We start from the raw sequence: 10,534 nt of genomic DNA on the forward strand, positions 1-10,534 counted from the left end.
CAGCAAGAGCCAATCCACCCCCGTCTACCCCCCATTGGCTGTAGCCAATCGACCCCTGGGCAGATAAAATTTCCATAGATACTCTTGTCAGCGATCCCGATCGGACTCGGATACCCACCCTTCACCTCCGATCCAACCGGATAGACCAGCAACAGCCAAGCCACGGAGCGACCTATCTCGCCCTGTGACGCCCAACAATTTATTCACTTTCGTATCGTCCTGTCCATCTTTTACTTTATCAGCATATTTAAAGAGCTATGCAGAGAAAACAGGCAAACACTTTTGTGAGTGAAGATCGTCTCGCAATCGTCAGTGACTCCGACCGGTCAGGCCCAGCAGCAGCCCAGCAGCGCCCGGGCAGCCTGCGTTCTGTCGATCGGCTGGGCATCGTCCTGGCCCTGCTCGCCCTCTACATTATCTGGGGGTCCACCTACCTGGGTATGCGCCAGGCACTGACCAGCTTCCCGCCCTTCCTCATGGGTGGTCTGCGCTTCGTCTGCGCCGGCACCCTGCTCTATCTTTTCCTGCGCCTGCGCGGCGAGCCGCGGCCCAGCGTGCGCCAGTGGCTGGCCGGCGCCGGCATCGGCGTCCTCATGCTTGTTGGCAGCAACGGCATGGTAGCTTTCGCCGAACAATGGGTCGCCAGCGGCCTGGCCGCCATTGCCCTGGCAGCCGTCCCTCTATGGACAGCGCTCTTTGCCGGTCTTAGCGGGCGCTGGCCGCGGCGCCTCGAATGGCTCGGCCTGCTCATCGGCTTCGCCGGCGTCATTCTCCTCAACCTGCAGAGCGGCCTGCGGGCCAATCCCCAAGGGGCCATCGCCCTCCTGATCGCCCCCATCTGCTGGTCCCTCGGCTCCGTCTGGAGCGCGCGTCTGCCCCTGGCTTCTGGCCTGATGGCCAGCGCCACCCAGATGTTGGCCGGCGGCCTGGCCCAACTCACCATCGGTCTGCTGCTGGGCGAACGCCCCAGCCTGCCACCCGCCCCCGGTGCGCTGCTGGCTCTCATCTATCTTGTCGGCGCCGGCTCTCTACTTGGCTATTGCGCTTACGGCTACCTGCTGCGGCGCGTCCGGCCCGCCCTCGCTACCAGCTACGCCTACGTCAATCCCCTGGTTGCCGTTTTCCTGGGCACCCTGTTCGGAGGAGAACAGGTCTCACCTCTCGAACTGCTGGCCATGCTCATCATCCTTGGCAGCGTAGCCCTCATCTCTCTACAGCCGCGCCCGACTCCCGTCATCGGCCACAACAGTGCTGCCATCGACAGCGAGGGCGAGCCACAGCAGCTCAGCCCCCTGCGGACCGACCGCTAGAAGAGAGCCGAGAGCCAAAGCTCAACAGAGCGAGAGAGAAGCAGGGGAACAGAGAGGAGGAGACCAGGGGGATAAGACGGGGATAGAAGAGGGATAGAACAGGGATAGCTCTGAATGAGAGCCAACGGCGAGCGAGGCCGGCCTGGCCTCGCTGCCGAGAGAGATATCTACTCAGCAAAGGGACAGTCAGGGATTGGCGCGCAGGAAATTCTCGATCTCCTCCAGGTCGCTCGGCGAGAGACGGAACTCCGCCGCGCCGATTAGCTCGCTGATCTGCTCAGGTCGGCGCGCCCCCACAATCGCCCCGGTCACCGCCGGATGGCGCAGTGTCCAGGCAATAGCCACCTCACCAGCCGTGCGCCCATAGCGATAGCCGATGTCGCCCAGGAGCTTCGCCAGAGCGAGATTGCGTGACAGACGCGGCTCCTGGAAATCGGGATGGTGCTTACGCCAGTCGTTGTCAGGCAGAGCCGCTACCCGCTCTCTGGTCATCCGCCCTGTCAGCAGGCCGGAGGCCATTGGTGAATAGACAATCACCCCAATATTATGCTGCTGGCAATAGGGCAGAATCTCTGCTTCAATCTCGCGATGAATCAACGAGTAAGGCGGCTGCAGCGAGCTGATCGGGGCGATGGCCCGCGCCCGTTCCATCTGAGCCACGTTGAAGTTCGAGACGCCAATGTAGCGCACCTTGCCAGCGCGCTGCAGCTCAGCGAGCGTACTCCAGCCCTCCTCGATATCCTCATCGGGCACTGGCCAGTGAATCTGATAGAGATCGATCACCTCGACGCCCAAGCGGCGCAGGCTGGCCTCGGCCTCACGGCGAATCGAATCGGCCTTGAGCACATTGCGCACCTGCCCATTGCTGGTCTCGTCCCAGACAAGCGAGCACTTTGTAAAAATGTATGGGCGCTCGTTGGGAGCACGTTCGCGCACGGCACGCCCGACAATCTCCTCCGCGTGTCCCAGGCCATAGGCCGCTGCTGTATCGATCCAGTTGATTCCCAGGTCCAGCGCCTTATGAATCGCCGCCAACGAGTCCGCATCATCCTGTGGACCCCAGCCAAAGGTCCAGTTGCCGCCTCCAATCGCCCACGTCCCCAGCCCCAGCGGCGTGATTTCCATGTCGGTGTTCCCTAAGCGTCGCTTCTGCATAGACACTCCTTCCGCAACCTGTTCGCCATCTCAACTGCTTTGTGGTAGGTGCTCAGGAGGCCCTCACAGCCCCTGGCCTTCTCATCTTATTCCAAAGGAGGCCCGAAAGGCAAACTCAGGCAAAGAGCCTGTTTGCAGGGAATACGCAGTGAACACCACCAGCCGAAGGCTGGGCCCTAGCCCGGCAAACAGGTCGCCTCTTGTTAGAGGCGGCCCATCGTCGCCCGCCCGGTGCTCTCGCCAGGCAGCCGCCCAGCCGTCGTTCGCCAGAGCAACTACTCCCCGTGATGAAGGGGCTTAAGGATGTCTCGCTCATAACTGCCGCACAGCAAGGGATCGGCATACTTACCGTAGGCACGCACTTGCTCACCACGGTCGCGGAAAAAGTAGAGGCCCACATGCACCGGGCGACCAGTGCGTGCCAGCTCCGCTTGAGCCCGCTGAACCCGATCAACAGCAGCGGTTTTGACCTGCGCTGTTGATCCTGTTAGCTCGGTCAGACGGCGCAGTAGCTGCCAGGCCAGATGCTCCAGTTCCTTCCCTCGCTGGGGATAAAGATCAACTTGCGCCGCTCGTCGATAGTATCAGGGCCTCGCCCTGCTGGGGAGCGGAGAGCACGACCACTATCCCACGGAGCTGCTGACCCTCTTGCCTGAAGAGGAGCCGGCAACTGGCAACACGGCGCGCCTCGTCGGTCTGCAGGTTGCTTGCCTCCAACTCCTGAAGTTGTAGACGCAGCTCGGCTAACAGAGCATTCAACTGCGCAATGGCGTTGACCCCACGCAGGCGAGCAAAGGAAAGCTTGATATCCTCCAGATGGCGCGCGTTGATAAAGGCCAGGCCCTGGGCCGGAGGACGCCGATATTCAACAATCCACTCCGGCGGTAGCTCAGGAAAGAGCTGCTGCCACCAGATCGGCTTCGCCTCCTTTGAGCGACTCACTCTGCTGAATACAGTCAGCTTCAGCGAGAATCAAGAGGCCAGCAAGAAAAAAATGAAGGAGGGAGGGAGGAAGAAAGGAAACAAGCAAGAAAAAGAGAGTAAGAAGTATGACGCTATTCAGCCATATCCTGCAGCAGGTACAGACAGGAGCTGTGCAGGAAGGTGTCTACCTCCTTCCCCCCTTCTCTACCAGAGAGACGCAGCTTCTTCGCACTTTTAGGCCACAGAGTGCCAAAGCCTGCACCCGCAGAGAGAGCGACGAGCAAGAAGGTGGAGTTGAAGTCGGCGAGTGCTCACGTGAACGAGCAAGTGAGCGATGAGCGAGGTAGTGAGGGAACGAGTGAGCGTGGCCGGAGGAAGCAGGAGCACGACCTCGGCTGCACTCCTCCTGGCCTGGCCTCACTCCTGCGAGTCCGGTAATGGCAGCCCCAGCAGCTCCTCCTCTAGCTGCTGCCAGACCAGCAGCTCCGCCTGCGTTACTTTCAGCGGACGGTCGTTCAAGGCCGCCTCGCGCATCAGGGCCGCCACCCGTCGCTGGAAATGCTTGAAATGTTCCTCTTGAACATGCTCAGGAGGCATGGTCTGCAAGTCAATCAGCTGCAGTTCATAGAACTCATGCGGCTCAAAGGCCAGCGCCAGGAGATCTGCATACTCCTGCACCAGCCGACTGCGCCCAGACGAGAAGAAGTCAGGTCGCGCGCTGGAGACCAGCAGGCCCCCAGCCACACAGCTGGAGCGCAGAATGGGGGCAATAGCGCAGCCCATCTCTCCCTCGATCGGGCGCGCCGGATAGTAGCCCTGATCGCGCATCAGGTCCTGAATCACTATCAGCCTCCCCTGGGCCACGGTATAGCCGGCGAGCGACTCCGCTCCCAAAAAGCCTGCTTTCTGCTCGACACTGCTCTGCCAGGGACCAGTGCCTATACCAACCCTCTTGCGCAGGCTGCGCACCTTGCCAGCTGGGCCAGAGGGCGGCATGCATTGCACCACTGTAATCGCGATGCCAACCTGATGTGGATCAAGCTGCCCAATCGCCTGCTGGAGAATCAGGCTGGCGATGGACCAGAAACGCAGCATGGCCAGCGCTGTGGCATGCGTATTGAGGACACGAGCATAGAAGGCCGAGGGGATCTCTTCCTCTTCCAGCTCCAGCATCGGCTCCCCCAGATTGGAGAGGCCAAACTCGTCACCGAACGCTTGCTGTAGCTCCGCACGATACTGTGGGAGAGCTTCAGCCAACAACCTCAGATTCTGAGGACGGGGCTGCGACTCGCCTTCAGCCCAGCGTGTCAAGGTCAGCGGTGTGACCCCCAACTTGTTGGCCAGCGTCTGTTTCTGCCGCGGGTCACTAATGAGGCTTGCCAGCAGTTCCCGCCAGTTTCGGCTCTGTTGCATCTAACTACCTTGATCCTTTGAAATAGTGGGTGGATACAGATTGTGCTCTTACCTGATAGCAAAAACTGAGATCCTTCGGGATAAGGTGCCAGTGGTAAAACAATCCCCTCTCGCAGCGGCTCCGCGTGGTCAGAAATATTGACAGCGGTTGTAATTATACCACAATTCGCCCAGTGGAGAACGATAGTTGTGAAGACTCAAGGTCCGAAAAGCGGCATTTAGGCTATCTAAATAGCGAGAAGAGGCTGGGAGAACCGCCGCCCAGCGGCGAAGAAGCGAGCAAGCAAACGAGCCGGCAGGCTCAGCCATCCCCAAAACCAGGGACCTCTGTGCTGCTGGCCAGGGGCCCGGCTACGGTGCGCTGGCACGCCTGGCCCTCCGGGTGAAACGCTCGCCAGCCTCCGCGCTAGCGAAATTGGTCCCTGGCCAGCTCACTCAGGCCCCCAGGGCCTCCAGCAACATATCGCCTTCTTCAGGAGAGAGCCGCCCCTCAGCGATCATGCGTAAAATCGCTTCGCGCTCCCGCTCAGATTCGGCGGCAGCCGCAGCGGAATCAGACGAGGACTCGGCGGCTGGCTGGGGCTGCTCTGCTGGACGCGGACCTGGCTGCTCTGGCGGTTGTTCAGCAGAGGGCGTCGGACTCTGTGGTTCCGTCCTGGAAGCGGGCGCCGCCGACTGAGTGGCAGACTTCTCCTCCTTTGGCTCAGTTGAGGGCGTCCGTGAGGCGCGCCAGCGCTCTTCAGTCGATGAGGCCAGGCCCAGGTTGCGCAGCGCGCGCTCGACGGCCTCCATTGCTCCCGCTACCCCCTCCGCCGCTGCCCGCTGGGCCTGATCGAGCATGCGATAAAGACGCTCCGGGTCCATTTGCCACTCACGTTCCTGGAAGCGCAGACGTACTCGCGGCCCACCACCCTGGGGCCAGAACCGGGCAAAGCGGCGCTCCCAGGCTGCGGCCCGCTCCTGCGCACGCCGCGTTTGCTCCTCCAACATGCGCAGCACCTCCTCAGACCAGCGCGCGCTAGACTCCCCTCCAGCCTCAGCTAGCTCGCGGGCCAGGTCCTGAGCCAGGCGCGTCATCTCATGGGCCAGCTCCTGACCCAGGATTGTCATCGTTCGACCGAACGCTTTCATCTCTTGCTCAAAGTCCTCCCAGGACCAGACGCGGGAGTGAAAAGCTCCCTCACTCAGGCGGGGATGACCCCCACCCTGGAGACGCAGGTCTTGAGCGACCCGCAGGTCCACCAGCGCGTCGCCCGAGCCATAAACCAGTGAGAGCAGACGCGACTCACCCAGTTCCTGGCCGAGACCGGCGCCACTGACGCTGCCGCCGACCACGGCTCGCAGCGTGAGATTGGCCTGTGCCGGCAGCGACAGCACCGCATCGCCATTCACATTCAAGTGTGTTGCCGAGCCTGGTGGGAAATCCGCCTGCAAGGAAAGATCGCCCTCCACGGTCCCAATCTCCAGAGAAGCATGGATCTTTTTCAGGACCGCATCAGCCATTACCTGGCTCACCCTCAGCTGGCCTGCCACCTCGCGACAATCGAGATCGCCACCAACACGCCCGAGTTCTACCCCACCCTTGATATCGCGTAGCACCACGTCTCCCTCAACGCTGCCCACGTAGACCTGAGCAGCGCCGAGCAGCTCCAGGTCGCCCTCGACCTGGCCAAGTACCACCCCGGTATCGCCGCCTCCCTGTACCAGGGCATCGCCTCCGACTCGTCCACAACGGAACGAGGTTGCAACAGCAGGCAAACGTAGATCACCGCCGACGGAGCCAAGCAAGACCGTGCCCCCGCCTTCCACAACAAGGTCGCCAACCACCGTGGAGGCCTCCAACCGCTCGACATCTCTGGCCAGGCCCTCGCCCCTGATTTCTCCGCGGACTTGCACCAGGGGCACCGCCTGCACTCTCAGATCGCCAGCCAGACGACTAAGTATCAGGGCTTCGGTCAGACGCTCTACTACCAGATCTTGGAGCGCCTCCTCCAGCTCACAACGGCGAATGCCCTGAATGTTTCCGTCACCAGCGAGCCGGCTCACCGAGAGGGCAGCGTCTGCCGGCAACCATAGCTTGAGGTCGCCGCGACAATCGCCTATCACCAGGCTTCCCTCGTCTTCACGCACCAGCCTTGTCTCCAGGGCGCTGTCGCTCTCGATCAGCACACGCTGAAACTGATCAGGACGCACAAGCAGATCGCCGCTGATGCGGCCCACCCTGATCCGTGGCTGGGGGCCAACACTCATCGTTTGTCGCATAAGGCAGCCTCCTCAAGGCGCACAAAACCCTCGTCTATGAGCGGAGCAGCAGCCCAACAGCCAGCAAGAGGCTACCGTCTCCGCTCACTGCTTTCAGATCATCTTTCGTCTAGCAAGCTGGTACCCAGGGCCTGATCAGCTCCGCCAGGCAAGACAGCGCCTGGCCGCCCGGCGCACGCCCCCTCTAGCGCTCCTCCAGGAAAATCTCTACGCGCTCATTCTCCTCTAGATCCTGGAAGTCGAGCAGGCGCCCAGTGGAGGCCTGAGCGATGGCACGCAGGAGCTGCTCCAGCGCACTGCCGCTAATCTGAGGAGCCAGACGAGTTGCCAGGCGCAAGCCCACCTCGATTAGCTCCACCGGGATCGTCACACTCGTGCGGGGACGATTCTGCAGCAGATCAGTCACGCGAATATGTACCAGGCGCTGACGCGGCCTGGCCCGGAGGGGAGGCGCGACCTCTGCTGGCGAAGCCAGAGCATCGAGCAGGCGCGCAGCCTCAGCGGCGCTAACCTGACCAGCCTCAACCAAACGTAGAATACGATCGCGCTCCTCAGCGGGAACCGGCATCTGACTGACCTCGCAGCAGGCGCATTGCCTCTTCAACTGTGATCTCACGCGCGGCCAGGCGATCGAGAATCGCGCGCCGGTCGATACTGGGGCGCGGCTCGCTCTCAGGCGGTCCACCCAGAGCAGTCACAATCTCATCCAGGCGGTTGCGCGCCGTATTATAGGCAATATCCAGCTCACTGGCCAGCTTCTGAATATTGCCGCGATTCTTGACCAGGCGCTCTACAAAATCAAGCTGCTCGGGGGTCAGACGCCCGATCCAACCAAGGCTAAAGCGACCCTCGATCACCACGCCGCTCTCGGGGCACTCCAGGCGCGTCACAATCAGCTCTCCGCCGCTCACAGGGTCTCTGGTTATCAGCCTGTGCATGCTTCTCTCTTCTTCACCGGGGTGATCATCTCTCCCCGGGCCTCCTAATCCAATTTCCCACGTGGACAACGTGGACCAGGAACAGACCACCGGCCCACCCCACAGGCCGGCTTGCCCACCTCCGCTTATGCATCGCGTCGATCGACCGGCCCGCTGTGGGAATGGCTGTGCGTTTCTGACAGAGATTTTAGCACAATCGCTCAATTTCGTCAATATCTATGGCAAAAATATACCAAGCATTGGAGATATATACCATTATTGATGCCATCTCTACCAGGCTCGCCCTCTAAGATGAGCAGAGAAGTGATAATTACGCATTTATACTGATGCCACAAGCGTTACTGCCCCCCGCTCAGCCCGTCACAATTCAGCGAAGCCGCCCGGCAGAGTCGGGTGAAAGCGGCCTCGCCTATTCGCCGGTGTAGCCTTCTCCCCCGCCCAACCAGGCGACTAGCTGTCTCATCAGGAGCACCGTTATGGAAGACACCTGTTTTTCTCATCCTAAATCCTTCTCAAGAACTTCTACTACTGAAAGCATTGCTATCGCGAATCCATCCGATAAGCGAACCGGGTATTCGCTTATCGAGAGTCTCTCTCTCTACCGGCCTCTGTTGAGAGGCGAGGGGGCCAGGGTCACGTTGCTGGCCCTGGTGGCTCTGGCCCTGGGTCTGTACCATCTTGGTACGCCCAGCCTCTGGTTCGACGAACTGCTCTCGGTTTCACGGGCCTCGCAGCCGCTGCCAACGCTCTGGCACATCATCACCACCAGCCAGCCCAATATGATGCTCTACTATCTGCTGCTGCACGTCTGGCTCCGGCTGACAGCCTTGATAGGTTTCCTCCCGACGGAAGCCATCGTCCGCCTCCCCTCGGCCTGTTGCGCCGCTGTGGCTGTCGCGCTCGTCTATCTGTTGGCCCGGCGTTTCTTCAGCCCTTTCCTGGCCTGCTGCGCTGCTCTACTCTATCTCGTCAGCAACCTCCAACTTTTCTACGCCCAGGACGCCCGCGCCTATGGCCTTCAGCTGCTTCTCCTGACGCTCGGCTGGTACGCGCTGCTCACGACGCTGCAGCGACCAGAGCGTTGGCGGCGCTGGCTGCTCTGCTATGTTGTGGCAATGACCCTGGCCGTTTATACCCATTTCTTCAGTTTGTTAATTTTGTGTGCTCAAGGGATCGCGCTGCTTGGTTTGCTCGTACTGCCAACGCCCTGGCGCACGCCAACACGCCACCTGCTGGGTCCACTGGCACTAAGCCTGGCTACGATTACGCTGTTAGTGACACCGATGCTGATCCTGAGCCGGGTGGGAGCGCAGACGGAGTGGATTCCCATTCCGGGGCCACGCGACCTGCTGCACCTCTTCCAGACTTTCGCTGATCATGGCCGCGTCTATCTGGCCTTGTTGATAACGCTGAGCCTGTTGGGCCTGGGAATCGGGGTCACCAGTCTCTCGGGCCGCGGGCAGGCTTTACTGCTGAGACTGGCATTACTGTTTCGCTCCGGCTCCGGGCAGAGGGCTGCGCAGGCCAGACAGCAAGTGCAAGACGATCAGCAGTTGGCCGCCTTTGGCTTTGTTTTGCTATGCTGGCTGCTTATCCCCACGGTGCTGAGCTACGCGATCACCCAGGTCTCTATTCATCTCTTTCTCGATCGCTATCTGGTCTCGGTGCTGGCGGCCTTCTTCCTGCTGGCAGTGGTGGGCCTGAGCATGCTCCCCTGGCGACTGCTGCGCACAGCCCTGGCCCTGCTGTTGCTGGCGCTCGCGCTCTATCATATGCCTTACTATTATGCCCACGCTGAGCAGGAGAGCTGGCGCCCTGCCGCTTTGTGGGTAGCCGCCCACTATCAGGAGGGCGACGGACTGGTCTGCTATGACAACGGCCAGGGCTGCACTCTGGCTTTCGAGTACTATTTCTCGCTGACGCCAACGCTGGCCCACTTCGATAGCGATTCGCCCGGCGCCTTTCACTGGGTGGATTACGATCTTTTGCCCTACAACGTCGCTCGCGTGACCCTGGGGACCGATAAGGCCAGCCAGGCGACCGATCCTTCCGCGCTGGCGGCTTACGCCAGGCACCATGCACGCCTCTTTTATGTCACCGCACGCTTGCCAAACGCGGCAGCGGTCCAGCGCGCACAGGCCAGCGTCGCCTGGCTCTCCACCCACTACCACCTGCTGGCCTCTTTTGCCACCAGCACCGCTCATGTCTACCTCTTTGAGACGGCAAGCTAGGGCGCAAGATGCGTGACGACCCGCCAGCTCACGCTAAACTGGCCTTGACAGGCCGTCACAACGGGCCGTATAATTAGAGGAGCAAATCCGAGTGTTAGAGTAAGGATTGATCGAGGTGGCGCTGTTTCCTCATGTGTGAGGCAGGGGTCTCGACGCCACACTGAGGTGATGTGACATGAGCACGCAAGAAATCTTCGGTACAGCCGAGCCGAGCTACACCGCTGGCTTCCATGTACCTGAAAATTACGCCTTCAAGTCGAAGAAGGGGCTGAGCCGCGAGGTCGTTGAGCAGATCTCGGAG

At 61.0% G+C, this 10,534-nt stretch carries 8 protein-coding genes; 2 read left to right on the forward strand and 6 right to left on the reverse strand.

Annotation, left to right across the window (positions count from 1 at the left end; translation table 11 throughout):
• Positions 1–284 precede the first annotated feature (284 nt).
• Positions 285–1,310: a drug/metabolite exporter YedA gene (yedA, locus tag IRZ31_RS17140; RefSeq protein WP_297155850.1), complete on the forward strand. Its 1,026-nt coding sequence runs from the start codon at positions 285–287 to the stop codon at positions 1,308–1,310.
• A gap of 186 nt (positions 1,311–1,496) precedes the next feature.
• Here yedA and IRZ31_RS17145 read toward each other — a convergent pair whose 3' ends face one another.
• From IRZ31_RS17145 to IRZ31_RS17170, 6 genes are all read right to left on the reverse strand, one after another.
• Positions 1,497–2,465: an aldo/keto reductase gene (locus IRZ31_RS17145; RefSeq protein WP_297155852.1), complete on the reverse strand. Its 969-nt coding sequence runs from the start codon at positions 2,463–2,465 to the stop codon at positions 1,497–1,499.
• Between the two features lie 558 nt (positions 2,466–3,023).
• Positions 3,024–3,407 (reverse strand): hypothetical protein, encoded by a 384-nt coding sequence (locus IRZ31_RS17150; protein WP_297155854.1) that lies wholly within the window; start codon positions 3,405–3,407, stop codon positions 3,024–3,026.
• A 399-nt stretch (positions 3,408–3,806) separates the two neighbouring features.
• A complete protein-coding gene (locus IRZ31_RS17155; protein ID WP_297155857.1) occupies positions 3,807–4,802 on the reverse strand; it encodes a helix-turn-helix domain-containing protein in 996 nt (331 codons plus the stop codon).
• Positions 4,803–5,237: 435 nt separating this feature from the next.
• Positions 5,238–7,064 carry a hypothetical protein gene (locus IRZ31_RS17160; protein WP_297155859.1) on the reverse strand — a complete coding sequence of 609 codons (1,827 nt, stop codon included), beginning with the start codon at positions 7,062–7,064 and terminating at the stop codon, positions 5,238–5,240.
• A gap of 184 nt (positions 7,065–7,248) precedes the next feature.
• Positions 7,249–7,632 carry a hypothetical protein gene (locus IRZ31_RS17165; RefSeq protein WP_297155861.1) on the reverse strand — a complete coding sequence of 128 codons (384 nt, stop codon included), beginning with the start codon at positions 7,630–7,632 and terminating at the stop codon, positions 7,249–7,251.
• Positions 7,616–8,002, reverse strand: coding sequence for a DUF2089 domain-containing protein (locus IRZ31_RS17170; protein ID WP_297155863.1), 387 nt, complete (start codon positions 8,000–8,002; stop codon positions 7,616–7,618). The genes IRZ31_RS17165 and IRZ31_RS17170 overlap by 17 nt, the downstream gene beginning before the upstream one ends.
• Before the next feature lie 476 nt (positions 8,003–8,478).
• Here IRZ31_RS17170 and IRZ31_RS17175 point away from each other — a divergent pair, with 476 nt between their 5' ends.
• On the forward strand, positions 8,479–10,233 hold the full coding sequence (locus tag IRZ31_RS17175; protein ID WP_297155866.1) for a glycosyltransferase family 39 protein: 1,755 nt from the start codon (positions 8,479–8,481) through the stop codon (positions 10,231–10,233).
• The last annotated feature ends 301 nt before the right edge of the window (positions 10,234–10,534 follow it).

Origin of the sequence: Thermogemmatispora sp., assembly GCF_019683635.1 — a bacterium.
In the GTDB taxonomy this organism is placed as follows: domain Bacteria; phylum Chloroflexota; class Ktedonobacteria; order Ktedonobacterales; family Ktedonobacteraceae; genus Thermogemmatispora.

What these genes read in the sequence shown, in the direction of transcription:
- IRZ31_RS17145 (WP_297155852.1), bottom strand. Translation starts at nt 2,465, where the DNA reads ATGCAGAAGCGACGCTTAGGGAACACCGACATGGAAATCACGCCGCTG.
- IRZ31_RS17155 (WP_297155857.1), bottom strand. Translation starts at nt 4,802, where the DNA reads ATGCAACAGAGCCGAAACTGGCGGGAACTGCTGGCAAGCCTCATTAGT.
- IRZ31_RS17160 (WP_297155859.1), bottom strand. Translation starts at nt 7,064, where the DNA reads ATGCGACAAACGATGAGTGTTGGCCCCCAGCCACGGATCAGGGTGGGC.
- IRZ31_RS17165 (WP_297155861.1), bottom strand. Translation starts at nt 7,632, where the DNA reads ATGCCGGTTCCCGCTGAGGAGCGCGATCGTATTCTACGTTTGGTTGAG.
- IRZ31_RS17170 (WP_297155863.1), bottom strand. Translation starts at nt 8,002, where the DNA reads ATGCACAGGCTGATAACCAGAGACCCTGTGAGCGGCGGAGAGCTGATT.
- IRZ31_RS17175 (WP_297155866.1), top strand. Translation starts at nt 8,479, where the DNA reads ATGGAAGACACCTGTTTTTCTCATCCTAAATCCTTCTCAAGAACTTCT.